26 protein-coding genes are annotated in these 26,432 nt (G+C 71.4%); 19 read left to right on the forward strand and 7 right to left on the reverse strand.

The window, feature by feature from the left end; all coding sequences use genetic code 11:
* Positions 1 to 35: 35 nt before the first annotated feature.
* The 8 genes from OGH68_RS23895 (at position 36) to OGH68_RS23930 (ending at position 8,630) form a co-directional block, all read left to right on the forward strand.
* Positions 36 to 524 (forward strand): GNAT family N-acetyltransferase, encoded by a 489-nt coding sequence (locus OGH68_RS23895; protein WP_264247010.1) that lies wholly within the window; start codon positions 36 to 38, stop codon positions 522 to 524.
* A 51-nt stretch (positions 525 to 575) separates the two neighbouring features.
* Complete coding sequence (locus tag OGH68_RS23900) at positions 576 to 1,520, forward strand: GNAT family N-acetyltransferase (protein ID WP_264247011.1); 945 nt, start codon at positions 576 to 578, stop codon at positions 1,518 to 1,520.
* A 66-nt stretch (positions 1,521 to 1,586) separates the two neighbouring features.
* The gene (locus tag OGH68_RS23905) at positions 1,587 to 3,215 is read left to right on the forward strand and encodes a peptide ABC transporter substrate-binding protein (RefSeq protein WP_264247012.1); all 1,629 of its coding nucleotides are present in this window, start codon (positions 1,587 to 1,589) and stop codon (positions 3,213 to 3,215) included.
* 72 nt (positions 3,216 to 3,287) lie between these two features.
* The gene (locus OGH68_RS23910; RefSeq protein ID WP_264247013.1) at positions 3,288 to 4,211 is read left to right on the forward strand and encodes an ABC transporter permease; all 924 of its coding nucleotides are present in this window, start codon (positions 3,288 to 3,290) and stop codon (positions 4,209 to 4,211) included.
* The gene (locus OGH68_RS23915; RefSeq protein WP_264247014.1) at positions 4,204 to 5,202 is read left to right on the forward strand and encodes an ABC transporter permease; all 999 of its coding nucleotides are present in this window, start codon (positions 4,204 to 4,206) and stop codon (positions 5,200 to 5,202) included. The genes OGH68_RS23910 and OGH68_RS23915 overlap by 8 nt, the downstream gene beginning before the upstream one ends.
* 19 nt (positions 5,203 to 5,221) lie before the next feature.
* A complete protein-coding gene (locus tag OGH68_RS23920; protein ID WP_264247015.1) occupies positions 5,222 to 6,250 on the forward strand; it encodes an ABC transporter ATP-binding protein in 1,029 nt (342 codons plus the stop codon).
* Entirely contained in the window at positions 6,243 to 7,331 is a 1,089-nt protein-coding gene (locus tag OGH68_RS23925) for an ABC transporter ATP-binding protein (RefSeq protein WP_264247016.1), read from the forward strand. The genes OGH68_RS23920 and OGH68_RS23925 overlap by 8 nt, the downstream gene beginning before the upstream one ends.
* A 219-nt stretch (positions 7,332 to 7,550) precedes the next feature.
* Positions 7,551 to 8,630, forward strand: coding sequence for a hypothetical protein (locus OGH68_RS23930; RefSeq protein WP_264247017.1), 1,080 nt, complete (start codon positions 7,551 to 7,553; stop codon positions 8,628 to 8,630).
* 11 nt (positions 8,631 to 8,641) lie between these two features.
* Here the strand turns inward: OGH68_RS23930 and OGH68_RS23935 are convergent, their stop codons facing one another.
* Positions 8,642 to 10,804: a S9 family peptidase gene (locus tag OGH68_RS23935; protein ID WP_264247018.1), complete on the reverse strand. Its 2,163-nt coding sequence runs from the start codon at positions 10,802 to 10,804 to the stop codon at positions 8,642 to 8,644.
* Positions 10,805 to 10,973: 169 nt separating this feature from the next.
* Here OGH68_RS23935 and OGH68_RS23940 point away from each other — a divergent pair, with 169 nt between their 5' ends.
* The 5 genes from OGH68_RS23940 to OGH68_RS23960 all read left to right on the forward strand — a co-directional run bounded on the left by OGH68_RS23940 (position 10,974) and on the right by OGH68_RS23960 (position 16,154).
* The gene (locus OGH68_RS23940; protein ID WP_100108922.1) at positions 10,974 to 11,168 is read left to right on the forward strand and encodes a hypothetical protein; all 195 of its coding nucleotides are present in this window, start codon (positions 10,974 to 10,976) and stop codon (positions 11,166 to 11,168) included.
* Between the two features lie 38 nt (positions 11,169 to 11,206).
* Positions 11,207 to 12,094 carry an N-acetyl-1-D-myo-inositol-2-amino-2-deoxy-alpha-D-glucopyranoside deacetylase gene (mshB, locus tag OGH68_RS23945; protein WP_264247019.1) on the forward strand — a complete coding sequence of 296 codons (888 nt, stop codon included), beginning with the start codon at positions 11,207 to 11,209 and terminating at the stop codon, positions 12,092 to 12,094.
* A gap of 149 nt (positions 12,095 to 12,243) precedes the next feature.
* A complete protein-coding gene (locus OGH68_RS23950; protein WP_264250249.1) occupies positions 12,244 to 12,633 on the forward strand; it encodes a DUF6113 family protein in 390 nt (129 codons plus the stop codon).
* Between the two features lie 234 nt (positions 12,634 to 12,867).
* Positions 12,868 to 15,060: a hypothetical protein gene (locus OGH68_RS23955; RefSeq protein WP_264247020.1), complete on the forward strand. Its 2,193-nt coding sequence runs from the start codon at positions 12,868 to 12,870 to the stop codon at positions 15,058 to 15,060.
* A gap of 740 nt (positions 15,061 to 15,800) precedes the next feature.
* Positions 15,801 to 16,154, forward strand: a complete 354-nt coding sequence (locus OGH68_RS23960) for a hypothetical protein (RefSeq protein ID WP_264247021.1) — start codon at positions 15,801 to 15,803, stop codon at positions 16,152 to 16,154.
* Between the two features lie 20 nt (positions 16,155 to 16,174).
* Here the strand turns inward: OGH68_RS23960 and OGH68_RS23965 are convergent, their stop codons facing one another.
* Both OGH68_RS23965 and OGH68_RS23970 read right to left on the reverse strand, forming a co-directional pair.
* Positions 16,175 to 16,999: a transglutaminase-like domain-containing protein gene (locus OGH68_RS23965; RefSeq protein WP_264247022.1), complete on the reverse strand. Its 825-nt coding sequence runs from the start codon at positions 16,997 to 16,999 to the stop codon at positions 16,175 to 16,177.
* Positions 17,000 to 17,020: 21 nt separating this feature from the next.
* On the reverse strand, positions 17,021 to 18,019 hold the full coding sequence (locus tag OGH68_RS23970) for a GNAT family N-acetyltransferase (RefSeq protein WP_264247023.1): 999 nt from the start codon (positions 18,017 to 18,019) through the stop codon (positions 17,021 to 17,023).
* A gap of 114 nt (positions 18,020 to 18,133) precedes the next feature.
* Here OGH68_RS23970 and fdxA point away from each other — a divergent pair, with 114 nt between their 5' ends.
* Both fdxA and dapC read left to right on the forward strand, forming a co-directional pair.
* Entirely contained in the window at positions 18,134 to 18,454 is a 321-nt protein-coding gene (gene fdxA / locus OGH68_RS23975) for a ferredoxin (RefSeq protein WP_003985062.1), read from the forward strand.
* Positions 18,455 to 18,550: 96 nt separating this feature from the next.
* Complete coding sequence (gene dapC / locus OGH68_RS23980) at positions 18,551 to 19,657, forward strand: succinyldiaminopimelate transaminase (RefSeq protein ID WP_264247025.1); 1,107 nt, start codon at positions 18,551 to 18,553, stop codon at positions 19,655 to 19,657.
* A 58-nt stretch (positions 19,658 to 19,715) separates the two neighbouring features.
* On the opposite strand, the gene OGH68_RS23985 is transcribed toward dapC, so the two are convergent.
* Both OGH68_RS23985 and OGH68_RS23990 read right to left on the reverse strand, forming a co-directional pair.
* Complete coding sequence (locus OGH68_RS23985; protein WP_264247026.1) at positions 19,716 to 20,141, reverse strand: ATP-binding protein; 426 nt, start codon at positions 20,139 to 20,141, stop codon at positions 19,716 to 19,718.
* 304 nt (positions 20,142 to 20,445) lie between these two features.
* Complete coding sequence (locus OGH68_RS23990) at positions 20,446 to 21,423, reverse strand: hypothetical protein (protein ID WP_264247027.1); 978 nt, start codon at positions 21,421 to 21,423, stop codon at positions 20,446 to 20,448.
* A gap of 117 nt (positions 21,424 to 21,540) precedes the next feature.
* On the opposite strand from OGH68_RS23990, the gene dapE reads away from it, so the two are divergent.
* Together dapE and OGH68_RS24000 are read left to right on the forward strand one after the other, a co-directional pair.
* Complete coding sequence (dapE, locus tag OGH68_RS23995; protein ID WP_264247028.1) at positions 21,541 to 22,620, forward strand: succinyl-diaminopimelate desuccinylase; 1,080 nt, start codon at positions 21,541 to 21,543, stop codon at positions 22,618 to 22,620.
* Between the two features lie 97 nt (positions 22,621 to 22,717).
* Positions 22,718 to 23,467 carry a TIGR00730 family Rossman fold protein gene (locus OGH68_RS24000; protein WP_264247029.1) on the forward strand — a complete coding sequence of 250 codons (750 nt, stop codon included), beginning with the start codon at positions 22,718 to 22,720 and terminating at the stop codon, positions 23,465 to 23,467.
* A 105-nt stretch (positions 23,468 to 23,572) separates the two neighbouring features.
* Here the strand turns inward: OGH68_RS24000 and folP are convergent, their stop codons facing one another.
* Positions 23,573 to 24,433 carry a dihydropteroate synthase gene (folP, locus tag OGH68_RS24005; RefSeq protein ID WP_264247030.1) on the reverse strand — a complete coding sequence of 287 codons (861 nt, stop codon included), beginning with the start codon at positions 24,431 to 24,433 and terminating at the stop codon, positions 23,573 to 23,575.
* Positions 24,434 to 24,578: 145 nt separating this feature from the next.
* Here folP and OGH68_RS24010 point away from each other — a divergent pair, with 145 nt between their 5' ends.
* Together OGH68_RS24010 and OGH68_RS24015 are read left to right on the forward strand one after the other, a co-directional pair.
* Entirely contained in the window at positions 24,579 to 24,932 is a 354-nt protein-coding gene (locus tag OGH68_RS24010; protein WP_264247031.1) for a DivIVA domain-containing protein, read from the forward strand.
* Positions 24,933 to 24,937: 5 nt separating this feature from the next.
* Positions 24,938 to 25,549 carry a DNA-3-methyladenine glycosylase I gene (locus OGH68_RS24015; protein ID WP_319020277.1) on the forward strand — a complete coding sequence of 204 codons (612 nt, stop codon included), beginning with the start codon at positions 24,938 to 24,940 and terminating at the stop codon, positions 25,547 to 25,549.
* On the opposite strand, the gene OGH68_RS24020 is transcribed toward OGH68_RS24015, so the two are convergent.
* On the reverse strand, positions 25,546 to 26,349 hold the full coding sequence (locus OGH68_RS24020; protein WP_264247032.1) for an enoyl-CoA hydratase/isomerase family protein: 804 nt from the start codon (positions 26,347 to 26,349) through the stop codon (positions 25,546 to 25,548). The two genes, OGH68_RS24015 and OGH68_RS24020, sit on opposite strands and share 4 nt — an antisense overlap.
* Positions 26,350 to 26,432: the final 83 nt, after the last annotated feature.

The raw sequence follows: 26,432 nt of genomic DNA on the forward strand, positions 1-26,432 counted from the left end.
TTGCGCGGAGAGCGCCCGCACCGGAGGGTGTCCGAATGGAACATGAACCGACCGACCGCGAAGGCCGCCGCATCGCGCTGTGCGCCGTCGACGACGGCAACTGGCGGGCCGTCGCCGACATCGCGCCCCGAGACGAGCAGCGGGGTTTCGTCGCCGCCCTCGCCGCCCGCTATCTGCTGCTCTCGATGTGCGGCGGACTCTGGACCTCGCTCGGCGTCCTCGCGGACGACACCGTCGTCGGCCATGTCATGTGGGCGTACGACGAGGAGGGCGGGGCCCACTGGATCGGGGGTGTGGTCGTCGACGCCGACGAGCAGGGCAAGGGTGTGGGCCGGGCGGCCATGCAGGCGCTGATCCGGATGCTGTCCCGGCGGCCGGACTGCCGGGAGATACGGCTCTCCTACCACCCGGACAACAGTGGCGCGGCCAAGCTCTACGCGGCCCTCGGGTTCACGCCGACCGGGGACTTGGAGGACGACGAGGTGGTGGTCGCCCTGGCGGTCCCCCGGGACCCGGCGGCCTGAGAGGCGAAAATCTGTTGCGTGGCCCGGGACGGGCCGCCGACAGTGGGCGGTATGCCACTCACCGTCCGGCCCGCGACGCTCGCGGACGCACCCGCCGTCTGTGCACTGCTGAACGCCGCCGACGTCGCCGAGATCGGCCACCCGGACACCGAGCTGCACACGGTCGAGACCGATCTGGCCCACCCCGAGATCGACCTCGCCCGGGACTCGTGGCTGGTGCACGAGGACGGTGACCTCCTGGCGTACGGAATCCTGTGGAGCGACTCGGGGCAGGGCGACATCGGCGTCGACCACTACGTCCTGCCCGGCCGGCCGGATGCCGCCCTGCCGGTCCTCGAGCGGATCGAGGAGCGCGCCGCGCGGAAGGCCGCGGCGGCCCGCGCGGAGCGGGCCGTGCTGCACCTGAACCTCAACGTCCGGCCCACGCTCGACACCGCGCTGCTCGTGACGCGCGGCTGGCGTACCGTCCGTCGCCACCAGGTCATGACACGTCCGCTGACCGCCGCCGACCGGCCCTGTGAGCCGCCAGCCGGAGTGTCGCTGCGCGACTGCGTCGCGGATGCGGACCACCGGACGGCCCACGCGCTGGTGGAGGAGACCTTCGCCGAGCACTTCGACCACCACCCGCGCAGCTACGAGCAGTGGCTGGCGGACACCGGCCCCCGCGACCGGTCGCTCATGTGGATCGCCTCCGTCGAGGGCGAAGGCGACGTGGCCGTGCTGCTGACCCGGAACGACAAGGAGACCATGGGCTGGATCGGCAATCTCGGGGTGCGGAAGGCGGCACGGGGCCGTGGACTCGGCGGCCATCTGCTGCGCCACGCCTTCGCCGTGTACGCAGCCCGCGGCCGGGACACCATCGGCCTGGCGGTGGACACGCAGAACGAGAGCCGGGCGCTGGCCCTCTACGAGGCGCACGGGATGACCCTGCACTACGCGATCGACACATGGGAGCTGATCCTGCCGGTGCCGGCTCCCGCCACACGGGCGACCTGAAAATGCGTTAGGTCCCTTGTGGAGTGATATTGGGCCCAAGTCGACTTGGGATCTAGGAGGCACTCCATGCGCGGAGCCACCCACGTGAAGTGGGCCGCATGCGCGGTCGCCGTCGTCCTCGCGGCGGCGGGCTGCGGCGGTGGGAGCGACAGCGGCGGTGGTGGGGCCGACGGGATCGTGAGTTCCTCGTGGGGCGACCCGCAGAATCCGCTGGAGCCCGCCAACACCAACGAGGTGCAGGGCGGCAAGGTCCTCGACATGATCTTCCGCGGTCTCAAGCGGTACGACCCGAAGACCGGTGAGGCCGAGGACATGCTCGCCGAGAGCATCGAGACCACCGACTCGGTCAATTTCACGATCACCGTCAAGCCCGGGTGGAAGTTCAGCAACGGAGAGGCCGTCACCGCCAGGTCGTTCGTGGACGCCTGGAACTACGGGGCGCACCTGAAGAACAATCAGCGCAACGCCTACTTCTTCGGCTACATCGACGGGTACGACAAGGTCCACCCGGAGGAGGGCGAGGCGACCGCCGACACCCTGTCAGGGCTCAGGGTCACCGGCGACCGGACCTTCACCGTGAAGCTCTCCCAGAAGTTCTCCACCTGGCCCGACACCCTCGGCTACGCGGCGTTCGCCCCGCTGCCGAGAGCGTTCTTCGACGATCACGACGCCTGGCTCGCCAAGCCCGTCGGCAACGGCCCGTACACCGTCGACTCGTACGCCAGGGGCTCCCAGATGTCCCTGCGCCGCTGGGACGGCTACATGGGGCCCGACAAGGCGCAGAACGGCGGCATCGACCTCAAGGTCTACACCGACAACAACACGGCCTACACCGACCTGATCGCCGGCAACCTGGATCTCGTCGACGACGTACCCGCCTCCCAGCTCAAGAACGTGCAGGCCGACCTCGGCGACCGGTACATCAACAGTCCCGCCGGCATCATCCAGACGCTCGCCTTCCCCTACTACGACGACGACTGGGACACCCCCGACGGGGCGAAGCTCCGCACCGGCCTGTCCATGGCGATCAACCGCAAGCAGATCACCGACACCATCTTCCAGCAGACCCGCACACCGGCGAAGGACTGGACCTCACCGGTGCTCGGCGAGGAGGGCGGCTACGACCCGCCCCTGTGCGGCACGGCGTGCGAGTTCGACCCCGCCCGGGCGAAGCAGCTGATCGCCGAGGCCGGCGGTCTGCCGGGCGGACGGATCACGATCTCGTACAACGCCGACACCGGCTCCCACAAGGACTGGGTCGACGCCGTCTGCAACTCCATCAAGAACGCCCTCGGCAACGACCGGGCGTGCGTCGGCAACCCGATCGGCACCTTCGCCGACTTCCGCAACCAGATCACCCAGTCCAAGATGTCCGGGCCCTTCCGGGCCGGCTGGCAGATGGACTACCCGCTGATCCAGAACTTCCTCCAGCCGCTCTACTACACCAACGCCTCCTCCAACGACGGCAAGTGGAGCAACAAGAAGTTCGACGACCTGATCGATCGCGCCAACGCCCAGACCGACCCCGCGCAGGCCGTCGAGACGTTCAAGGAGGCGGAGAAGGTCGTACGGGACGAGATGGCCGCCATCCCGCTCTGGTACCAGAACGGCAGCGCCGGCTACTCCGAGCGCGTCTCCAACGTCGCGCTCAACCCGTTCAGCGTTCCTGTCTACGACCAGATCACGGTCAACTGACGGCGGAAGGCACCCGCCCCGCGCACCCGCATCGCCGGGCCGGTGCCCCTTCCCCGACCCCCGGAGCCGTTCATGGGACGTTATGTGATCCGGCGTCTGCTGCAGATGATCCCCGTCTTCTTCGGCGCCACCCTGCTGATTTTCCTCATGGTCAATGTGATGGGCGACCCCATCGCGGGACTGTGCGGAGAGCGGCGGTGCGACCCGGCGACAGCCGCCCGGCTGCGCAAGGAGTTCGGCCTCGACATGCCCGTCTGGCAGCAGTACGCGACCTACATGGGCAACGTCTTCACCGGGGACTTCGGCACCGCCTTCAACGGCCAGAAGGTCACCGAGCTCATGGGCGAGGCGTTCCCGGTGACGATCAGGCTCACCCTGGTGGCCGTCGTCTTCGAGATCATCATCGGCATCGCCCTCGGCGTCGTCACCGGCCTGCGCCGCGGCCGCCCCGTCGACAGCGGGGTGCTCCTGTTCACGCTCGTCGTCATCTCGGTGCCCACGTTCGTCACCGGTCTGCTGCTCCAGCTGCTCCTCGGCTACAAGTGGGACATCATCGACCCGTCCGTCTCCACCGACGCCAGGCTCGACGAACTGATCGTCCCCGGTCTGGTGCTCGCCTCCGTCTCGCTCGCCTATGTCACCCGGCTGACCCGCACCTCCATCGCGGAGAACAGCCGCGCCGACTACGTCCGCACCGCCAAGGCGAAGGGCCTGCCGCGGAGCCGGGTGATCCGCAAGCACCTGCTGCGCAACTCCCTGATCCCGGTGGTCACCTTCATCGGCACCGACGTCGGCGCCCTGATGGGCGGCGCGATCGTCACCGAGCGGATCTTCAACATCCACGGGGTCGGCTATCAGCTGTACCAGGGCATCCTGCGGCAGAACACACAGACCGTCGTCGGCTTCGTCAGCATCCTCGTCATCGTCTTCCTCGTGGCGAACCTGCTGGTCGACCTGCTGTACGCCGTTCTGGACCCGAGGATCCGCTATGCCTGAGCCGCAGCAGAATCCGCATTTCGACGACCCCGCCCACTTGGCCGTCGCCGCCACCGGAGCGGGCGGCGCGACCAATCTGGCGATGAGCGAGGGCGAGACGCTGGAGCAGACACCCGACGGCCCCGAGGGCACCGGGCCGGCCGCGAAGCCGCGCAGCCTCTGGTCGGACGCCTGGCGCGATCTGCGGCGCAACCCGGTCTTCATCGTCTCGGCCCTGGTGATCCTCTTCCTGATCTTCATCTCGCTGTGGCCCTCGGCGATCGCCTCCGGCAACCCGCTCACCTGCGACCTCGCCAGGGCCCAGGAGGGCTCCCAGCCCGGACACCCGTTCGGCTTCAACGGACAGGGCTGCGACGTCTACACCCGTACCGTCTACGGTGCGCGCGCCTCCGTGACCGTCGGCGTCTGCGCCACCCTCGGCGTGGCGCTGCTCGGCTCGGTGCTCGGCGGGCTGGCCGGCTTCTTCGGCGGCGCCTGGGACGCCGTCCTGTCCCGGCTCACCGACATCTTCTTCGGCATCCCCGTGGTCCTCGGCGGCCTGGTGCTGCTGTCCGTGATCACCAGCACCACGGTCTGGCCCGTCGTCGGTTTCATGGTGCTGCTGGGCTGGCCGCAGATCTCCCGTATCGCCCGCGGCTCCGTCATCACCGCCAAGCAGAACGACTACGTGCAGGCCGCCCGGGCGCTCGGCGCCTCCAGCTCACGGATGCTGCTGCGGCACATCGCCCCCAACGCCGTCGCCCCGGTGATCGTGGTGGCGACCATCGCGCTTGGCACCTACATCTCGCTGGAGGCGACGCTCTCGTTCCTGGGCGTCGGCCTCAAACCGCCGACCGTCTCCTGGGGCATCGACATTTCGTCGGCCTCCCCGTACGTCCGTAACGCGCCGCACATGCTGCTGTGGCCCGCCGGGGCCCTGGCGGTCACGGTGCTCGCGTTCATCATGCTCGGCGACGCGGTGCGCGACGCCCTCGACCCCAAGCTGCGCTGACCGAAGCTGAGGAGCCGCCATGCCCGCCACGTCCTACGAGGCCGTGATGCCCGCTCAGCCCGACGCCTCCGGCAGCCTGCTCGAGGTACGCGGCCTGCACGTGGAGTTCCGTATGCGGGACGGGGTCGCCAAGGCGGTCAACGGTGTCGACTACACCGTCGACGCGGGCGAGACGCTCGCCGTGCTGGGCGAGTCCGGGTCCGGCAAGTCCGTCACCGCGCAGGCCGTCATGGGCATCCTGGACATGCCGCCCGGCCGGATCACCGGCGGCGAGATCTTCTTCAAGGGCCAGAACCTGCTGACGATGCGGGAGGAGGACCGGCGGAAGATCAGAGGCGCCGGAATGGCCATGATCTTCCAGGACGCCCTGTCCTCCCTGAACCCGGTCCTGAGCGTCGGCGACCAGCTCGGCGAGATGTTCGTCGTCCACCAGGGGCTGTCGCGCAAGGACGCGAAGGCCAGGGCGGTCGAGCTGATGGACCGGGTCCGCATCCCCGCGGCCAAGGAGCGGGTCGGCCAGTATCCGCACCAGTTCTCCGGGGGCATGCGCCAGCGCATCATGATCGCGATGGCGCTCTCGCTGGAGCCCGACCTGATCATCGCCGACGAGCCGACCACGGCCCTCGACGTCACCGTGCAGGCGCAGGTCATGGACCTGCTGGCCGAGCTCCAGCGCGAACTCGGCATGGGGCTGATCCTGATCACCCACGACCTCGGGGTCGTCGCCGACGTCGCCGACAAGATCGCCGTCATGTACGCGGGCCGGATCGTCGAGACGGCCCCCGTCCACGACATCTACCGCGCACCCGCCCACCCGTACACCAAGGGCCTGCTCGAGTCGATCCCGCGCCTGGACCAGAAGGGTCGGGAGCTGTACGCGATCAAGGGACTGCCGCCGAACCTGATGCACATCCCCTCGGGCTGTCCCTTCCACCCGCGCTGCCCGATGGCCCAGGACGTGTGCCGGACCGATGTACCACCGCTGTACGAGGTGGACGAGCGGCGCGGGAGCGCCTGCCACTTCTGGGAGGCGACGCTCCATGGCTGAGGCGATCCTCGAGGTCCGCGACCTGTACAGGCACTACCCGCTCACCAGGGGCGTCCTTTTCAAGAAGCAGGTGGGCGCGGTCAAGGCGGTCGACGGCGTCGACGTGGACCTGTACGCCGGCGAGACCCTCGGCATCGTGGGGGAATCGGGCTGCGGCAAGTCCACGCTCGCCAGGATGCTGGTCCATCTGGAGCGGCCGACGGCAGGCACCATCCGGTACAAGGGCGAGGACATCACCAGGCTGTCGGGGCGTGCGCTGAAGGCGGTGCGGCGCAACATCCAGATGGTGTTCCAGGACCCGTACACGTCGCTCAACCCGCGGATGACGGTCGGCGACATCATCGGGGAGCCGTACGAGATCCACCCGGAGGTCGCCCCCAAGGGATCGCGCCGGCAAAAGGTCCAGGACCTGCTGGACGTCGTCGGGCTCAACCCGGAGTACATCAACCGCTATCCGCACCAGTTCTCCGGCGGCCAGCGCCAGCGCATCGGCATCGCCCGGGGGCTCGCCCTCCAGCCGGAGGTCATCGTCGCCGACGAGCCGGTGTCCGCGCTGGACGTGTCGGTGCAGGCGCAGGTCATCAATCTGCTGGAGAAGCTGCAGGACGAGTTCTCGCTCAGCTATGTGTTCATCGCCCACGACCTGTCGATCGTCCGGCACATCTCGGACCGGGTCGGGGTGATGTACCTCGGACGGATCGTGGAGATCGGCAGGGACGCCGAGATCTACGACCACCCCACGCACCCGTACACGCAGGCGCTGCTCTCCGCGGTCCCGGTGCCCGACCCGGAGGCGCGAGCACCGGGTGGGGGTCCCCCCGGCGAAGCCAGGGGGAGGATCATCCTCACGGGGGACGTGCCGTCACCGACCAGCATTCCGTCCGGCTGCCGCTTCCGGACCCGCTGCTGGAAGGCGCAGGAGCGGTGCGTCGTGGAGGTGCCGCTGCTGGCCGTCCCGGAACATCTGCGGACGGCCGAGGGGTCCGTGCAGCACCCGTCGGCCTGCCACTTCGCGTCGGAGATGCATGTGGTGCCCGGCGGACCGGAGCGCGGTGACGACGACGGTGCGAAGACGCTGTGAGTCGGCGTCAAATCTGTTAACACCGCGGCAACTCGGGCGAAGCGGCTCCGATATACGGACCGGGCATCCTGAGGAACGTACGGCCGTGCGGGTGCCGTAGACCGGCCGGGTCCGCGCCCGCGGACCCGGCCGGTCGTTCGTACCGCCTGTGCGCCGGTGTCCGGAACTGTCCGATCGTCGCCTTGTTTCGCCCGTTACCACCCCGGCAGGATCGGCGGCGTGACTCTTACGCGGGGGGCCCGGATCACCGGAGCGGCGCTGTGCGGCGTGCTCGCGCTGATCACCGGGGCGTGGATCGCCAGGGACATGTCGGTGACCGGCGGACTCGCCGACTTCTGGGCGCAGTGGTCGTACGACACCCGGTACCACATGCGGATGTCCGTGTTGGTCAGCTCGCCGGTCGACGCGGTGCTGGTCGCCGTGTACGCCGGCACGGCGGTCGCCGCGCTGCGCTCCTCGGCCGCCGCAGCCGCGCTGATCGCGACCGCGGTCTTCACCCTCGCCGTCCGGCTGCCGAGCCTGTGGGTCCTGACCGCCTCCTGGGCCTACCTCCAGCCCACCGAGTCGCTGCGCGCCCGCGGCCTGCTCAGCACCTTCGCCGTACTCGGGCTGGCCGTGGGACTGGTGATCACCGCGCTGGCCGGCGGACGCCCGGCGGAAGCGGACGGTCGCGGCGCCGGTTTCCGGGCGGGTGCCGCCCGGCCGACCACGGCCGTCGCCTGGCTCGCCGGAGCGCTGCTGCTGCTGGACGCCACGGTGGTCACCGCGTGGCAGATCCGCTTCGGATACCAGGTCGGCCCGGCCGTCTTCGTCGACAACCTGGTCGGCGGTGAGCGGGTGGCACAGCGGCTGCTCGCCCCGCCGGCCGGCTGGCTGGCGGCCACCGTCGTGATCCTCTGCGTGACGGCGGGCATCGGCCTGCTCGCCAGGGCCGCCTTCTCCCGCCCGCTGGGCCTGGTGCTCGCGGCGGTCGTCGTCATGGCGGGAGCGGTCGGGGTCGACACCGTCCTCCGGTACCGGCTGCTGGAGAACTTCGAGCTGGTGTCGCTGGAGCGCCAGCTGATCACCGTTACCTCGTTCTTCGAACTGATCGCCGGGGCCGCGCTGATCGTGCTGCTGCTGATGCGCGGCGAAAGCCGGCCCGCGGACGACTCCCCGCCCGGCGCGCACCGGTTCCCGGCGGGGTACGGGTACGGATATCCGCCGGCCGGGCCGGCGTACGGGTATCCGGGGCCTTCCGGCGGCCACGGACCGCCGCAGGGCCCGCCGCCGCCCTCGTCACCGCCGCCGAACTGGTGACCGGCCGCTCCTCAGCCGCCGAGCCCCAGTGACCGCTTGAGGAAGTCGACCTGGAGCAGCAGCAGGTTCTCCGCGATCTGCTCCTGCGGCGTCATATGGGTCACTCCCGTCAGTGGCAGCACCTCGTGCGGGCGGCCCGCGGCCAGCAGCGCCGAGGAGAGGCGCAGTGCATGGGCCACCACGACATTGTCGTCCGCCAGACCATGGACGATCATCAGCGGCCGTGCCGGGCCCTCCACGGCCGTCAGCCCGGCATCGGTGACCAGCGAGTTCGCCGCGTACGCAGCGGGACGGTCACCGGGGTCGCCCAGATAGCGCTCGGTGTAGTGGGTGTCGTAGAGCCGCCAGTCGGTCACCGGGGCGCCCGCCACCGCCGCGTGGAAGACGTCAGGACGGCGCAGCACCGCCATCGCCGCCAGATATCCGCCGTACGACCAGCCGCGGACGGCCACCCGGGACAGGTCGAGCGGGAAGGACCCGGCCAGGGCGTGCAGTGCCTCGATCTGGTCGTCCAGCGTCACGGTGAAGTCCCCGGCGATCGCCTTCTCCCAGCCCGGGGAGCGGCCGGGGGTGCCGCGGCCGTCCGCGACGACGACGGCGAAGCCCTGGTCGGCGAACCACTGCGAGGTCAGATACGGGTTGTGGGCGGCCAGCACGCGCTGACCGTGCGGACCCCCGTACGGGTCCATCAGCACCGGCAGCGGGCCGTCCGACTCCTGGTGGTCCGACGGCAGCAGCACGGCGCACGGAATCCGCCGCGCCCCGGCCTGTGTCAGCACCGGCCGGGCGCGCAGCACCGGCTGCTCGGCGTGCGAGGCGACGAGCGCGATCTGCTTGCCGTCCCTGAGCACCTGGACCGTGGCGCCGCTCGCGTCCGTGCGGGACGACGCGAGGACGGTCACCCCGCCCGCGCGTACCGCGGCATGGACGCCGGGTCCTTCCGAGACGCGCTCGACGCCCAGTTCGTTCACCCGGTACACATGGATCTCGCCGGTCTCCGGCCGCGCGGCGTCCTCGCCCGCCGCAGCCGAGACCAGTACGTCGCTCTCTCCGATGTCCAGCACCGCGCGCATCTGCAACTGCGGGCCGGTCAGCACCCGGTCGCCGACGGCGAGCACCCGCGCCCCGCCCTCGTCCGCGATCCGCACCAGCCGGCCGGCGCCGAAGCCGCGCGCGTGCGACGAGTCCGGGGCCCAGGCGGGCACCCCGGGGAAGAGTTCCAGCCACGCGGCGTCCTCGTCCACATGCACGGTCCGGGTTCTGCCCGACTCCGGATCGGCCGCCAGATGGACCTGGGTGCGCTGGTCCCGGGACTGCACGAGCAGCAGCGGAGCGCCGGCCGCCGACCAGTGCACGCGCGCCAGGTACGGATAGCGGTCCCGTTCCCAACTCACCTCCGTGCGCTCCCCGTCCAGGGTGACGAAGAACAGCCGTACGTCGGCGTTGGGCGTGCCCGCGGCGGGATACGCGACCTTCGCCGGCTCCCGGTCCGGGTGCGCCGGGTCGGGGATCCACCAGCGCCGCACCTCGCGTTCGTCGGCGCGGGCGACGAGCAGTCCGTCCGAGTCCGGTGACCACCAGAAGCCTCGAGAGCGGTCCATCTCCTCGGCGGCGACGAACTCCGCGAGACCGTAGGTGACGTGCTCGTCGTCCGGCTCGGCCAGCGCACGGTCCCCCTCGCCCTCCGCGCCCGTCACCCGCAGCGCGCCGCCCGACACATAGGCGACGAGCCGGCCGTCCGGGGAGGGCCGGGGGTCCAGCACGGGCCCCGGCACGGTCAGTTCGCGTGCCGTACCGGCCCGCAGCTCCGCGGTGAACAGCCGCCCGGACAAGGTGAACGCCGCCAACTCGACCGCCTGGTCGACCGCGTAGCCGACGATTCCGGCGGAGCCTTCCCTGCTGCGCTCGCGCCGGGCGCGCTCCTCGGCGGACAGCTCCTCGGCGGAGCCGCCCAGCAACTCCCGCGGGTCCGCGGCCGGACGCTCCAGCGGCGGGCCGTGGCCGTCCAGGTCGAGCACCCACAGCAGTCCCGACCGGTCGGTCCCGGACGCCGAGCGCAGGAACACCAGGCGCGACCCGTCCGGGGACACGGTGAAGGCGCGGGGGGCGCCCAGCGTGAAGCGCTGGGTCCGCGCGGACTGACGCGGAAAGGAGAGCGGCGGCGTCGACGTCATGGATCCGAACCTTAGGCGCTGTGCGCCCCCGTGTGCTGCCGTGCACCGATCGATGCCTGGGTACGGATAGTTATGATCCGTAGCGCAAGGTGGGTATGAACCTCCTGGCACATGTCCTGGCACATGCAACTGGCCCGTCCCGACCGAATATCTGTGGAGGTGAACCGCCGTGGCACTCTCGATTTCGGCGGTGGTGCTGCTGGCGATCGTCGTCTTCCTGCTGATCCGGAAATCCGGGCTGAAGGGGGGACATGCGGCGGTCTGCGTGTTGCTCGGGTTCTACCTCGCAAGCTCGTCGATCGCGCCGACCATCACGGAGCTGACGACGAACGTCGCGGGGATGATCGGGGGCATCAAGTTCTGACCCGGACACCGCCGCGGCACCCGTTCTAGGGTGTCCGTATGAAGGATCTCCCCGCCCGCCGTCTGCTCCTGGTGCATGCCCACCCGGACGACGAGTCGATCAACAACGGCGCCACGATGGCCCTGTACGCGGCCTCCGGCGCCCATGTCACGTTGGTGACGTGCACGCTCGGCGAGGAGGGCGAGGTCATTCCGGACGATCTCGCCCATCTCGCACCGGACCGGGAGGACCGGCTGGGGCCCCACCGGGTCGGGGAACTGGCCGCCGCGATGAAGGAACTGGGCGTCACCGACCACCGTTTCCTCGGTGGCAGGGGTCGTTTCCGGGACTCCGGGATGATGGGACTCGAGCAGAACCACCGCGAAGGGGCGTTCTGGAGCGCCGACATCGACGAGGCGGCGGGGTACCTCGTGGAGGTCGTCCGCTCGGTGCGTCCGCAGGTGCTGGTGACCTACGACCCCGACGGCGGGTACGGGCACCCCGACCACATCCAGGCCCACCGCGTGGCCATGCGGGCCGCCGAACTGGCCGCGGACCCCGGCTTCCGGCCGGATCTCGGAGCGCCGCACAAGATCGCGAAGATCTACTGGAACCGTGTCGCACGGTCGGCGGCCGAAGAGGGCTTCGCACGGCTGCGGGCAGCCGGGGCGGACTTCCCCGGCATCGCCGAGATCGGTGACATCCCCGGCGTGGTGGATGATTCGGACATCACCACCGAGATCGACGGCACCGCGTTCGCGGAGCGAAAGGCGGCCGCGATGCGTGCGCACACCACTCAGATCGCCGTGGACGGTCCGTTCTTCGCGCTCTCCAACGACCTGGGGCAGCCCCTGTTCACCACCGAGTACTACCAGTTGGTCGTCGGTGAGTCCGGAGCGGCGCCCGGTGAGCGCGAGTACGACCTTTTCGCGGGGGTTCCGGCGTGAGCGGCAGCGGCAGGACGGGAAGCGGTAACGCGGGCAAGGGCGGCAGCGGCAGGGCAGGGAGCGGTGACGCGGGCAGGAGTACGGGGAGCGGCGGCGCGGGCGGGAGCACGGCGAGTGGCGGGGGCGGCGAGCGCGGGACCGGTTCCTGGCTGACCCGGTCCCCGCAGCTTCCCCGGCCCGGCCGGATCGCGGCGTACGGCGTGCTCCTGATCCTGGGCGCGGCCGTCGGCGCGGCGGGCTCGCTCGTCCAGGCCGCCTGGTTCCCCGGCGGGTTGGCCCTGGCGCTGCTGGCCTCGGCAGGTCTGTTCCTGGGCTCCGTGCGGGCGACGGGCACCCAGTTCGGGGTGGCGTCCTCGGCGGTGGGCTGGCTCGCGGCGATCGTCGTGCTCAGCGTGGGACGCCCGGAAGGCGACGCGATGTTCGGCGCCGGGATCGGACCGCTCGTCTTCATGCTCGGCGGCATGGCGGCCGCTGTGATGTGTGCCACCATGTCGCGGTTGCCGCGACCCGGCGGTGAGCCGGAACGACTTGGCGGATAGTCGCCGACAGGACCCCAGCAATCAGCCGGTGTGACCGGCCCCCTAGGGTGGGTCGCCCCACGGGGTGGGTAGCCGCTGAACTGACCATGCCCGTACGGTCGGCGGAAGGCCGCTTCCCGCAGTCCCGGGGTGTCCGTCGGCGGTGGCCAGTATGGTGGTGCGCGCCGCCGAGCCGCCCGCAGCAGAAAGCTATCCAGTAAGAACGGGCGGCGAAGCCAACCGGGAGAACCTGCTTTGAGTCGTGAAACTGACAGTTCGTCCGCCGGCCCCCAGGGGCGCGGTGGAGCCGCGTACCCCTCCGGGACACCGCCGTACGGATCGCGCCAGTATCCGTCGCTGCACCCGCAGGACGCCTCCGACGAGGCCGGGGAAGCAGCGCCCGAGCAGCAGCCGGAAGAGAAGAAGACCGAGACGACGCTGACGACGCGCATCCGGATCAACATCCCGGGTTCGCGGCCGATCCCGCCGGTCGTGATGCGTACGCCGATGAGCGACGTGGACGCGGGGCCCGGCGCCGACACGTCCAGGACGTCAGGTTCGGGGACGAGGGCCGGTACGGGCCCCGGGTCCGCCTCGGCGTCCACCACGGCAGCCTCCGAGCGGGAGAGCGAGCGTACGGGCGGCACGCCGCGCCCCGGAGCGCCGGCGGCGGGCCCGTCGGCACCGGCGGCCGAGGGGAAGCCGCCGGCCAGCGACTGGTTCGCGCCGCGCAGGCCGGCGGCAGGCTCACCGCCGGCGGGCGCGACGCCCGGGCCGGGTGCCGGTGCGGGTGCGCCCGCCGGTGGGATGCCGGGACCCGGCGGTCCGAGCGGGGGCCCGGGTGGTCCTGGCGGCGGTCCCGGTGCGCCGCAGGGTCCCGGTGGCCCCGGTGGCCGGAGCGGCCCCGGCGGTCCCGGAGCCGGCTCCCCGCGCTCGGGCCTGGCGGCTCTCGCGGACCAGACCGGTGGCCCCGCAGCGCCCCCCGGGCCGGGCGGTCCTCCCGGCGGCCGTGGCCCCGGCAACGGCTTCGCGCCGCCGCCCGGGCGTACCACGCCCCCGCCCGGCGCACCGGACCGCAACGGCGCTCCCGCGGGTCCGACGGCCGGACCGGCCACCGGTGACATGCCGCTCGGCCCGCGTACCGGCAGTCCGGCACCGGGCACGGGTGCACCGTCGGTGCCCCGGATGTCCGACGACACGGCGGTGCTCACCCCGCAGAGGTCAGCGCCCGAAGGCGGCGGGCACGTCTCCGGTGACACGCTGACCAGCGGCATGCCGGTGGTACCCGGCGCGCACCGCTCGCCGTTCGCGCCCCTCGGCGGACCGGACAACGGCCCCGGCACCGGCCCCAACCCGATCCTGGCCCAGCGGTCCGCTCCGCCGGCCGCGGACGGCGGCTTCTCCGTACCGGAGTTCCCGGCCGGTCCCGGTGGCGGCCCCGTGGCCCCCGATGCCGCGGACAGGCCCGCGCCCCGGCCGGCACCGACGCCCCCGCCGGCCAGGAAGGGCCGCTCCAAGCTGGTCCTGGCCGGAGCGGGTGTGGTCGGCCTGCTCGGTATCGCGTACGGCGCAGGGCTGCTGCTCAACCACTCCGACGTGCCCAAGAGCACCACGGTCCTGGGCGTCGACATCGGCGGCGGGACGAAGGACGAGGCGGTCAACAAGCTCGAGGCCGCGTTCGGTGAGCGGGCCAAGGCACCGCTGCAGCTCTCCATCGACGGGAAGAAGGCGGAACTTCCACCGGACAAGGCCGGTCTGTCCCTGGACAGCCAGGCCACCGTCCGCGGGGCCGCCGGCAGCGACTACAACCCGGTCTCCGTCATCGGCTCCCTCTTCGGCGGCGAGCGCGTCGCCCCGCCGATGATCGTCGTCGACGAGGAGAAGCTGAGCGTCGCCCTCGCCGACCTGGCGGGCGGCGCCGGGCCCTCCAGCGACGGCACGATCAGGTTCGAGCCCGGGAAGGCCGTCGCCGTCCCCGGGAAGCCGGGCAAAGCGCTGGACGTCGGCCGCGCGATGATCTCCGTCAAGGACGCCTACCGCGCCCAGGTGCAGACCGGAGCTCCGAACGTGGTGGAGCTGCCCGTGACCACCCGCGAGCCGACCATCACGCAGGCCGAGCTCGACCGGGCGATGAAGGAGTTCGCGGAGCCGGCCATGTCCGGTCTGATCACGATCAAGGCCGGCAGCAAGTCGATCCAGTTCGGACCGACGAAGTCGCTGCCGAAGATCCTCTCGGTGAAGGCGATCGACGGCAGGCTGGTCGAGGTCTACGACAAGGAGGCCATCGACACCCTGCTCGAGGGCGTCTTCGACGGCATCATGATCACCAAGGGCGACGGCAAGAAGCACGAGGTCTCCCCGGACGACGTGGCCGCCGTGATGGGTCCTGCCCTCCGCGGCAAGACCCCCGCGGAGCGCACGGCGGTCATCGAGCTGAACCCGAGCTGAGCGGTCTCCACGGAACTCTGCTGTCGACGGAGCCCCTCGCCCGAAACCGGGTGGAGGGGCTCCGTCGCGGAGCGTACGCCTGTGAGATCGGCGGCTGATGGCCCCGCACGAAACAAGCCCGAGGTCGCCGCCGCTGACCGGGTGCCTGCTCGGAAAATCTCTTCCGTGGGATCGGTGAAGTGGCACGAACGGACGCCGTTCGACATGAGACCTGGCTGCGCTCGCGCGCGACGCCCTGGCCGTCCCCGGTGTGGATGACCGTTCGCACCTGGTGGCGGTGTCCCGGTCGGGCTTCAAGGCGGAGGGGGGCGCTGCGGCGTACGGACCGGAGCAGCTCATGGCGGCGTGGGCGCCGACGTGACTATGGCATCCCTTCCCCACGGCGCTGCTCGGCCGATCGCGCCCGCACGGTGGCGACCTCGGCCCGATTCTGACCACGTCCTCGGCGTCCACATCGGAGTCTGAAGGCTCGCGGGGACTTCGGCCTCCGATTCGGCTGCGGTGATGGCTTCGTCGACGTGCGCGAACGTCGATGCTGCAAGGGCCGGCCGTGCCGCTTTCTCGCGGCCGGCGGGCACCAGGAAGGCCGACACGTCCAGACCGGTCTCCGCCGCGGCCGCAAGGATCGACTCGGCATCGACAGGGCTGATGGTGCCGTGCCTTCTGGTTAGCGACAGGGGCGCGCTCGGCCCCGGAAACCCGTAGCCCGTTGGCCGAGCCCGGCGTTATTGTCCAGCCGTATGAGCGGCAGCCCCGTCACCACCACACTCTGGCGTCCCACCGGCCCCGTCGAGCTCGATCTCGTGCGGCAGTCGGGGTGGCGGGCGTGGCCGCCGAGGTTGCCGGAGCAGCCGATCTTCTACCCCGTGCTCAACGAGGACTACGCGGTCCGCATCGCGCGTGACTGGAACGTCAAGCACGACGGCGCCGGCTTCGTCACGCGCTTCGAGGTCGAGTCGGAGTTCGTCGCGCGGTATCCCGCTCGGCAGGCCGGCGGGGAGACGATCCTGGAGCTGTGGGTGCCGGCCGAGGAGCTCGACGAGTTCAACGCGCACATCGTGGGGGAGATCCAGGTCGTGCACGAGTTCCGCTGAGCGGGGCGGGTCGGGCGCGTTCAGTTCAGGCGGGCCCGGGCCGCCCGTGCCTGGCTCCTGATCGCCTCCGCCGCCGTCGGCTCGACCGCGTCCACGACCTCCGCGTACGCGTCCATCTCCGCCGCGCCCGTCATGAAGTCGCCGCGTTGTACGAGCAGCTGGGCCCGCTCGAAACGCAGCCGGGCCGGGCGGGAGGGGAGGAGGAGCAGGAGGTCCAGCGCCCAGAGGGCGACCCCGGAGTGTTCGGGGCGCAGGGCCGCCCAGGCGCGGATGTTGTTGAGGATGCGCGAGACCACGGCGAGCGGATCGGCGGGGGACAGCATCGACGGGGTCAGGGAGGTGCCCGTCGTGCCGGCGACGAGGAGTTCGGCGTCCGGGCCGGACAGGACGCGGCCGGCCGCGAAGGGGTCGGCCAGCACCTGTTCCTCGGGGTCGCCGAAGCCGACGACGAAATGGCCCGGCAGGGCCACCCCGTAGACGTGCCCGCCCGCACGGCGGGCGACCTCCGTCCAGACGACGGAGAGCAGGATCGGCAGGCCGCGGCGGCGGCGCAGGACCTGGTGGAGGAGCGAGGACTCCAGGTGCTGGTAGTCGCCCGGGGTGCCGTGGAAGCCCTCGCGGCCGCCGAGCAGTTCGGCCAGGGCGGCCGCCCAGGCGTGCGGGCCGCGCAGCCCGTACGGGACCATCCCGGCCAGGCGGTCCAGCTCGATCTGGGCCGCGTCCATGGCCGCCTCGTCCAGTGACGGGTCCGCCTCCGCGCCGATGAGCAGGCAGAGCAGGGCCAGGTCCGGGCGTTCGGAGCGGGCCTCCTCGGCGAAGCGGGACCGCCGGTCGTTCTCATGCATGACTGACTCGTGCCCCCGGACCTACCGCGCCCGGTAGTGGTGATAGTGGTGATGGACCGAGAATCCCATGCCGGCGTACAGGGCGCGCCCACCGCCGTTGTCGGACTCCACCTGGAGCCAGGCCGCGGACGCGCCCTCGTCGAGAGCCCGGCGGGCCAGGGCGGCCATGACTGCCGACGCGAGGCCCTGACGCCGGAGTTCCGGGTCGACCTCCACCGCCATGAAGCCGGCCCAGCGTCCGTCGACCACACAGCGGCCGATGGCGGCGGGGACGTCACCGGAGCCGGGTATGGAGGCGAACCACACCGAAGGGCCGCTGCCCAGGACCTCGAGCACGTGTGGTCCCGGCACACCGAACCGCTGGTAGCGCCGTAGCCACGCCTCGTCGACGGAGCGGGAGAGCACGACCCGCGAGACGTCGGCGTCGAGGTCTCCCACCGCCGCCAGCCCCCCGATCTGCACCTGCGCGGACACCTCGCGCTCCCAGTCGCGTGCCTCCAGCTCGGTGCAGAGCTCCTCCTGCGTCCCTGCCGCGCCGGTCGCCGTCTGGATGTACGCCGGAAGGCCGCGGGCCGCGTACCAGTCACGCACCCGCGTCAGCGCGTCGTCCAGCGGGAGGCCGGGACCGCCGAGCGGCAGCACGGAATTGGCGCGCCGGGTGAATCCGGCGGCGGCCCGCAGCTCCCAGTCGCCGAGCCGCTCGCTCTCCACCGGCTGCCACGCACGCGCCGTGACCCTGGCGAGCTCGTGGAAGTCCGCCGCGGGAACGCCCCTGCGCCGGGCGGGCGCCGCCGGTACGACCTTCCCCGCGACCACCGAGGATTCCGGGATGCGGACACTCTCGCCGGTCCTTCGTGTGATCACCAGCACACCGTCGGTCCAGGATGCGAGAACACCCACCGTGTCGGTGAACTTCGTGCCCGTTGCTTCAGCCTCACTCGACCGTCGTACCGAGACGCGTTTTCCCACGTCAGAGGGTGTGATGCGGATTTCGAGCCGTCCGCCCGCAGTGAATTCCACAGCTCTGTGAGCCCCTCCTGTTCGGATCGTTACCAAGAACGGAGATACTAGAGGCGGGCATCGACGACGCCGCGCTCCCGCGCAAGCCAGCCCTTACCGAGGAGGAACGACAGCGTGACCTACGTCATCGCGCAGCCTTGTGTCGACGTCAAGGACAAGGCGTGCATCGAGGAGTGCCCCGTCGACTGCATCTACGAGGGCTCCCGGTCCTTGTACATCCACCCGGACGAATGCGTCGACTGTGGTGCTTGTGAGCCGGTCTGCCCGGTCGAGGCCATCTTCTACGAGGACGACACCCCGGAGGAGTGGAAGGACTACTACAAGGCGAACGTCGAGTTCTTCGACGAGCTCGGTTCGCCCGGCGGCGCTTCCAAGCTCGGCCTGATCGAGCGGGACCACCCCTTCATCGCCGCCCTGCCGCCGCAGAACGGCTGATCCGATCCGCATGTCCCCGGTCCCGTACGGTTCGTCGTCCGTACGGGACCGAGGCGTTTCGACGTCCTTGCGCCAAGCCTGAAAGAGAGCACCTCCGTGCCCGCAGTCTCCTCGCGACTCCCCGTCTTCCCCTGGGACAAGCTCGAGCCCTACAAGGCCACGGCCGCCGCGCACCCCGACGGCATCGTGGACCTGTCGGTGGGCACCCCGGTGGACCCCGTTCCCGAGGTGATCAGGAAGGCGCTGACGGACGCCGCCGACTCGCCGGGCTACCCGACGGTCTGGGGCACGGCGGAGCTGCGCGACGCGCTCGCCTCGTGGGTCGAGCGCCGGCTGGGCGCGGTGGGCGTGGTGCACACCAACGTCCTGCCCGTCGTCGGTTCCAAGGAGCTGGTCGCCTGGCTGCCGACGCAGCTCGGTCTCGGCGCGGGCGACAGGATCGCCTACCCGCGCCTCGCCTACCCGACGTACGAGGTGGGGGCGCGGCTCTGCGGGGCGACGCCGGTGGTCTACGACGACCCGACCGAGCTCGATCCCGCCGGGCTGAAGCTGCTCTGGCTCAACTCGCCGTCCAACCCGACCGGCCGGGTGCTGCACAAGGACGAGCTGACGCGGATCGTCGCCTGGGCGCGCGAGCACGGCGTGCTGGTCTTCAGCGACGAGTGCTACCTGGAGCTGGGCTGGGAGGCGGAGCCGGTCTCCGTCCTCCACCCGGACGTCTGCGGCGGCTCGTACGCGGGCGTGGTGGCCGTCCACTCGCTCTCCAAGCGCTCCAACCTGGCCGGCTACCGCGCCGCGTTCGTCGTGGGCGACGCGGACGTGCTGGGCGAGCTGCTGCAGATCCGCAAGCACGGCGGCATGATGACGCCGGCTCCGGTGCAGGCGGCCACCGTCGCGGCGCTCGGCGACGACACGCACGTCACCGAACAGCGTGCCCGGTACGCGGCCCGTCGTACGGCCCTGCGCACGGCGCTCGAGGCGCACGGCTTCCGGATCGAGCACAGTGAGGCCAGCCTCTACCTGTGGGCCACGCGTGACGAGCCCTGCTGGGAGACGGTCGCCCACCTGGCCGGCCTGGGCATCCTGGTGGCGCCCGGCGACTTCTACGGGGAGGCGGGGGAGCGTTTCGTGCGGGTGGCGTTCACCGCGACCGACGAGCGCGTCGAGGCCGCCGTGAAGCGCCTCGGCCGCGCAGAGGCCTGAGCAGACGGAAGGGCCCAAGGAGCTCCCGGGGCCCTTCCGTGTGCGTGGTGCGGTGCCGTCAGCCGCCGAGCGGCATGCCGCCGAGGGAGCTGGTGGGCAGGCCGCCGCCGGTCAGCGCGTCGGTCGGCAGGCCACCCTTGGTGGCGCCGCCGACCAGGCTGCCCGCCTGACCGGCGGTGTCACCGGTGGCCTTCTTGGCGAGCGGGGTCGTCGCCTTGGCCGCCTTGCCGACGGTCTTGGTCGCCCCCGGGGCCGCCTTCTCCGCCGTCTTTCCACCGACCTGGCCGGCCACCTTGGTGGTCTCCCTGGAGACGCTGTCGACCGTGCCGCTGACGTTGTCCGTGTCGAGGGCCGAGAGGCCGCCGACCGGAGCCTGGGGGAGCTCCATGGCGCCTGCGGAGCCGGCCGCACCGACCACGGGGGCTGCTCCCGCCGCGACGAGCAGCGCGGCACGGGCGATCCGACGGGTCAGGGGGAGGGACATGATGCTCCTTGAGACGAGAGGACGTTCGGAATGGTGCGTGGTGGTGCGTGTCCGCGTTCGGACGTCCTGACAACCGGGCGGAGGCGGGGGGAAGTTGCGGTGGGGCGAGGTAAAGAGTTGGTAATGCGTCGCATTATCGGTCTCGGATAAAAACGGGCAAACGCAGCAATGCGCGGGCACTTGGCGAACCGTCACTTCGCTTGCCCGGCAAGGGAATCGGAGGCGCGGGAGCCGGCCGGTCGCGGTGGCCGGAAGAGGGTGCGCAGGAGTGGAACGGACCGACACCTTCGAGGGACGCGTCGGACTACCGTGCGATGCGGATCCGGACCTCGTCCGCGACGTCTTCGCCGTCGCCGTCGCCGCCGCTGTCGTCCGTACGCCAGCCGTCCGCCGACTGCCGGGCGCTCCACACCCGGCCGCCGTAGGACACCTCCTCGATGCGCAGCTCGTCCGCCCGCGCGACCGCCCAGTGCGCGAGCTCCCAGCCGCGCCTGCCGCCCGTGGTGCCAGGTCCGCCGCCCTGGCCGCCGCTCTCCGCGCCGGCGGTGTCCTCCGCACCCATGGGTGCCTGCGCCGGAACGGTCAGCTCCTGCTCACTCGCGTCGCCCGCACGCCCCCGTCCGCTCCCGCCCTTCGGCAGCACCTCGGGCCCGAACACCCGGGTCAGTTCCGTCCGCACCCGCGCCGGGTCGCCCGGTCCGCCACCGCTCTTGGTCTCGCAGGTCAGGGTCGCGGAGGCCCGGCCGGTGAGGGCCGCGGCCAGCAGCGTCGCGTCCGGCTCGTGCTTCGCGTACGCCTGGGGGAAACCGCTGCGCTGGACGCGCTGCGCCGCGACGGTCAGAGGCAGCCGTGAGTAGCCGGGCACCTCGGCGAGATGCTCGTAGAACTTCTCCGACGCGTAGACGGGATCGAGGATCTGCTTCGGGGTGCCCCAGCCCTGCGACGGGCGCTGCTGGAAGAGGCCGAGGGAATCCCGGTCGCCGTGCTCGATGTTGCGCAGCGCCGACTCCTGGAGGGCGGTCGCCAGTGCGATCGTGACCGCCCGCTCCGGCATCCCGCGGGTCGTGCCCACCGCGGCGATCGTCGCGGCGTTCCCCGCCATCTCGGACGTCAGCTCGTACGACGGCCCGTCGCCCTCGGCGGTGCGGACGACACAGCGGGGAGTCCCGCCGCCGGTGACGTACTGCACCACGACGTAACCGATGAGGGCCAGCAGCACGAGGAACGCGGCCGCGAAGCGCAAGGAGCGGCCGCGCCGGACGGGAGAGGCAGTCTCGGGCACCCGCCCACCGTACTGGAGCGCCCGCGCGGCTCCGGGGGGTGTGCCGGTCAACGGGCCGGCGGGGCTCCGGGGGGTGTGCCGGCCGACGGCCCGGCCGGACCACTTATCGTCGGAGGCATGCATCCGACCGCGCTTGACCTCACCCTCGACGCTCCCGCGCTCACCGCCGCCCTGGTCGACTTCCCGTCGGTCAGCGGCAGCGAGAAGCCCCTCGCCGACGCCGTCGAGGAGGCGCTGCGCGAGCTGCCGCACCTCACGGTCGACCGGCACGGCAACAACGTCGTGGCCAGGACGCACCTCGGCCGCACCGAGCGCGTGGTGCTCGCCGGACACATCGACACCGTCCCGATCGCCGACAACGTGCCGTCGAGGCTCGACGAGAACGGCATCCTGTGGGGCTGCGGCACCAGCGACATGAAGTCGGGCGTCGCGGTCCAGCTGCGGATCGCCGCCACCGTTCCCGAGCCCAACCGCGACCTCACCTTCGTCTTCTACGACAACGAAGAGGTCGCCGCACACCTCAACGGTCTGGGACACGTGGCCGAGGCCCACCCCGACTGGCTGGACGGTGACTTCGCGGTCCTTCTGGAGCCCTCCGACGCCCAGGTCGAGGGCGGCTGCCAGGGCACGCTCCGGGTCCACCTGCGGACGAAGGGGGAACGCGCGCACTCCGCCCGCAGCTGGATGGGGTCCAACGCCATCCACGCCGTCGCCCCGATCCTCGACCGCCTCGCCTCCTACGAGCCGCGCCGGCCGGTCATCGACGGGCTGGAGTACCGGGAGGGCCTCAACGCCGTCGGCATCGAGGGAGGTGTGGCCACCAATGTCATCCCCGACGAATGCACTGTGGTGGTCAACTACCGCTACGCCCCGGACCGCAGCATGGCCGAGGCCGAGGCGCATGTCCGCGAGGTGTTCGCCGGCTGCGGTCTGAGCGAGATCGTGGTGGACGACCACACGGGCGGTGCCCTGCCCGGTCTCTCGCACCCGGCCGCCGCCGCGTTCATGGAGGCGGTCGGCGGGACGGCGCAGCCCAAGTTCGGCTGGACCGACGTCTCACGCTTCAGCGCGCTCGGCGTGCCCGCGGTCAATTACGGCCCCGGTGACGCGCTCTTCGCCCACAAGCGGGACGAACACGTCGCCGTGGACAAGATCACACACTGCGAGCAGCGGCTGCGCGACTGGCTGACTTCCTGACACCGCATTCTGGTTGATCGCCCCGATTTCGCCATTCGTAACGTCGGCCGACCTACCCTGAGCCAAAGCAGATGATGTTCGGCGGAGGGAGCAGGTCATGAGCAACCCCGAGGGATTGCGGGCGCTGGAGGAGCAGCGGCTGGGACCGGTACTGCGCCGCAGGGATCAGATCAGGCCGGGCACCACGGACCAGCGGCTGCTCGACACCGAAGGCGATTCCCAGTGGGTGCACACCGACCCGTGGCGGGTCATGCGCATCCAGTCCGAGTTCGTCGAGGGCTTCGGCGCACTCGCCGAACTGCCCGGCGCCATCAGCGTCTTCGGCTCCGCCCGCACCCCGGCCGGCACGCCCGAGTACGAGGTCGGCGTCAAGCTCGGCAGCGCGCTCGCCACCGCGGGCTTCGCGGTGATCACGGGCGGTGGCCCGGGTGTGATGGAGGCCGCGAACAAGGGCGCGCGCGACGCCCGGGGCATCTCGGTAGGCCTCGGCATCGAGCTGCCCTTCGAGCAGGGCATCAACGCACACGTCGACATCGGGGTGAACTTCCGCTACTTCTTCGTCCGCAAGACGATGTTCGTGAAGTACGCGCAGGGCTTCGTCGTCCTGCCCGGCGGACTGGGCACCCTCGACGAACTCTTCGAGGCGCTCACCCTCGTCCAGACGCGCAAGGTGACGCGGTTCCCGATCGTGCTCTTCGGGTCGGAGTACTGGAGCGGCCTGGTCGACTGGCTGCGGAACACCGTGATCGCCCAGGGGAAGGCGTCCGAGAAGGACCTGATGCTCTTCCACGTCACCGACGACGTGGACGAGGCGGTGGCCCTGGTCTCCAAGGAGACGGGCCGGTAACCGCCCCGTCGCCGCCCGATACGGGCCCCCGGCGCTGTGCCGGGGCCCGGACGGGCCCGCGTCCGTCCGGACGGGCCTGAGGGACTTCCGGACGGGCCCCGGGTGTCAGGCGAGGCCGCGGCGTGCGACCGCCGGCGGACGGTGGCCCGCGATCGAGGCCACCATGTCCAGGACCTGCTTCGTCTCCGCCACCTCGTGCACCCGGTAGACCCGCGCGCCGAGCCACGCCGAGACCGCGGTCGTCGCGAGCGTGCCCAGCACCCGCTCCTTGACGGGCTTGTCGAGCGTCTCGCCGACGAAGTCCTTGTTCGACAGCGAGACCAGCACCGGCCAGCCCGTCGCCGTCATCTCCCCGAGCCGGCGCGTGGCCTCCAGACTGTGCCGGGTGTTCTTGCCGAAGTCATGACCGGGATCGATCATGATCCCGTCCCGGCGGACGCCGAGCCCGACCGCCCGCTCCGCCAGCCCCAGCGTCACGCGCAGGATGTCCGCCATCACGTCGTCGTACGCGACCCGGTGGGGACGCGTACGCGGCTGGGAGCCGCCCGCGTGCGTGCACACCAGCCCGGCGCCGTACCGGGCCGCGACCTCCGCCAGCTTCGGGTCCACGCCGCCCCACGCGTCGTTCAGCACATCGGCGCCGGCCTCGCAGACCGCCGCGCCCACGTCATGGCGCCAGGTGTCGACGCTGATCACCACGTCCGGATGGCGCCGCCGCACCTCGGCCACGAAACCGACCGTGCGCCGCGCCTCCTCCTCGGCGGAGACGTCCTCGCCCGGGCCGGCCTTCACGCCGCCTATGTCGATGATCGCGGCACCCTCCGCCACCGCCTGCTCCACCCGGGAGAGCGCGGGCTCGTCGCGGAACGTCGCCCCCTGGTCGTAGAAGGAGTCCGGCGTCCGGTTCACGATCGCCATGATCACCGGCTCGTGCGCGTCGAACTCGCGCCGTCCCAGCCGCAGCATCCGCTGTTTCCTCCTCAGTGCTCGTACGCCTGCGACCCTAGCTGTCAGTGCCCCGTGGCACGATCGGCACCGGACGGTTTCCCGCTCGGGTAAGTTCCCCTGGGACGTACGGGAAGCTGCGAGAAGTCCGGGGAGAGGGTCGCTCGTGTTCTGGTTCTTGCTGATCGCGATGGTCGTGGTCATCGCGGCGGTCACCCTCGTCGTGCTCGGCGGCAGCGACACCGCTGCGCTGCCGGAGGCCGCCCCCGAGCAGCTGGTCGACCCGCTGCCGCTCGACAGGCCCGTCGGCCGCGCCGACGTCGACGCGCTGCGCCTGCCCGTCGGTATGCGCGGCTACCGGATGGCCGACGTGGACGAGGTGCTCGGCCGCCTCGGCGCGGAGCTCGCCGAGCGGGACGCGCGCATCGCCGAGCTGGAGTCGGCGCTCGCGGGGGCACAGGCCACCGCCGGCGGCCGGTCCGACATGTTCGACAAGCCCGGAGAGGAGCAGGGCCGGTGACCGCCTTGGCCGGGGGCGCCGTACCGGGCCCGGACGGGGGACTGCGCTGTCCCTGGGGTCTGTCCACCGCTGACTACGTGGCGTACCACGACGACGAGTGGGGCCGCCCGGTCCACGGCGACGACGCCCTGTTCGAACGGCTCTGCCTGGAGGCCTTCCAGTCCGGGCTGTCCTGGATAACGATCCTGCGCCGCCGTGAAGGGTTCCGCAGCGCCTTCGACGGCTTCAAGATCGCCTCGGTGGCAGCGTTCACCGACGCCGACGAGGAGCGCCTCCTCGCCGACCCCGGCATCATCCGCAACCGCGCCAAGATCGCCGCGACCCTCGCCAACGCGCGCGTGCTCGCCGACTGGCCCTCGGGGGACCTGGACAGCCTGATCTGGTCGTACGCCCCCGACGGTGCCCGGCGAGCCGCGCCACGCACCGTCGCCGACGTACCGGCCGTCACCGACGAGTCCACGGCACTGGCCAAGGCGCTCAAGAAGCGCGGACTGCGTTTCGTCGGCCCGACGACGGCGTACGCCCTGATGCAGGCGTGCGGGCTCGTCGACGATCACCTCGCCGACTGCGTCTTCCGGGGCGGCGCCGCGGGAGGGAGCGGACAGGACCGGGCCTAACGGCCCAGATACTTGGGGGCCTCCTTGGACAGGAACGCCTGCACGGCGATCGCGTGGTCCTCGGAGGCGCCCGCCTTCGCCTGGAGCTCCTCCTCCTTGTCCAGCGCCTCGCTCAGCGAACGGTCCGCGCCGTACGCCATGGACTCCTTCAGCGCCGCGTACGCGACCGTGGGACCGTCGGCCAGGGCGCGCGCCACGGCGGCGGCCTCGGTCGCCAGTTCGTCCGCCGGGACGAGCTTGTTCGCGATGCCCCACTCGAACGCCTCCTGCGCGGAGAACGAGCGCGGGAACAGCAGCAGGTCCGCGGCGCGGCTCTGCCCGATCAGCCGCGGCAGCGTCCACGACACCCCGGAGTCGGCGGTGAGCGCCACGCCCGCGAACGACGTCGTGAACTTGGCCGTGTCGGCGACGACGCGGTAGTCCGCCGCCAGCGCGAAACCGAGACCCGCCCCGGCGGCGACGCCGTTCACCCCGGCGACGACCGGCTTCTGCATACCGGTCAGGGCGCGGACGATCGGGTTGTAGTGCTCGCGGACCGTGCTCATTGTCCCGCCGCTGCCGGACTCGCGGTCCGCGGCGAGCAGCGACACGTGCTCCTTGAGGTCCTGGCCCACGCAGAACGCCTTGCCGCCGGCCGCCGTCAGCAGCACCGCACGCACGCCGCTGTCGGCGGCCGCGGCCTGTGCGGCGTCCCGCAGGGCGACCTTGGCGTCGACATTCATCGCGTTCATGGCCTCGGGCCGGTTGATCGTGATCGTCGCGAGTCCGTCGGTCACGTCGTACAGCACGGAGTCGGCCATGGCGGGTCCCCTTAGTGATTCAGCTGGTGATCCAGCGTGGTTCTGGCGGCAGTGTCGAGGCCAGCATGACGGAGATCATCCGG

It is taken from the genome of Streptomyces peucetius, from assembly GCF_025854275.1.
GTDB lineage: Bacteria > Actinomycetota > Actinomycetes > Streptomycetales > Streptomycetaceae > Streptomyces > Streptomyces peucetius_A.

Coding starts and splice junctions, on each gene's coding strand:
- OGH68_RS23960 (WP_264247021.1), top strand. CDS start 15,801: ATGAGCGGCAGCCCCGTCACCACCACACTCTGGCGTCCCACCGGCCCC.
- OGH68_RS23915 (WP_264247014.1), top strand. CDS start 4,204: ATGCCTGAGCCGCAGCAGAATCCGCATTTCGACGACCCCGCCCACTTG.
- dapE (WP_264247028.1), top strand. CDS start 21,541: ATGCATCCGACCGCGCTTGACCTCACCCTCGACGCTCCCGCGCTCACC.
- OGH68_RS23900 (WP_264247011.1), top strand. CDS start 576: ATGCCACTCACCGTCCGGCCCGCGACGCTCGCGGACGCACCCGCCGTC.
- OGH68_RS23920 (WP_264247015.1), top strand. CDS start 5,222: ATGCCCGCCACGTCCTACGAGGCCGTGATGCCCGCTCAGCCCGACGCC.
- OGH68_RS23985 (WP_264247026.1), bottom strand. CDS start 20,141: ATGTCCCTCCCCCTGACCCGTCGGATCGCCCGTGCCGCGCTGCTCGTC.
- OGH68_RS23910 (WP_264247013.1), top strand. CDS start 3,288: ATGGGACGTTATGTGATCCGGCGTCTGCTGCAGATGATCCCCGTCTTC.
- mshB (WP_264247019.1), top strand. CDS start 11,207: ATGAAGGATCTCCCCGCCCGCCGTCTGCTCCTGGTGCATGCCCACCCG.
- OGH68_RS24000 (WP_264247029.1), top strand. CDS start 22,718: ATGAGCAACCCCGAGGGATTGCGGGCGCTGGAGGAGCAGCGGCTGGGA.
- OGH68_RS23935 (WP_264247018.1), bottom strand. CDS start 10,804: ATGACGTCGACGCCGCCGCTCTCCTTTCCGCGTCAGTCCGCGCGGACC.
- OGH68_RS24020 (WP_264247032.1), bottom strand. CDS start 26,349: ATGGCCGACTCCGTGCTGTACGACGTGACCGACGGACTCGCGACGATC.
- OGH68_RS23895 (WP_264247010.1), top strand. CDS start 36: ATGGAACATGAACCGACCGACCGCGAAGGCCGCCGCATCGCGCTGTGC.
- OGH68_RS23965 (WP_264247022.1), bottom strand. CDS start 16,999: ATGCATGAGAACGACCGGCGGTCCCGCTTCGCCGAGGAGGCCCGCTCC.
- folP (WP_264247030.1), bottom strand. CDS start 24,433: ATGCTGCGGCTGGGACGGCGCGAGTTCGACGCGCACGAGCCGGTGATC.
- OGH68_RS23905 (WP_264247012.1), top strand. CDS start 1,587: ATGCGCGGAGCCACCCACGTGAAGTGGGCCGCATGCGCGGTCGCCGTC.
- OGH68_RS23925 (WP_264247016.1), top strand. CDS start 6,243: ATGGCTGAGGCGATCCTCGAGGTCCGCGACCTGTACAGGCACTACCCG.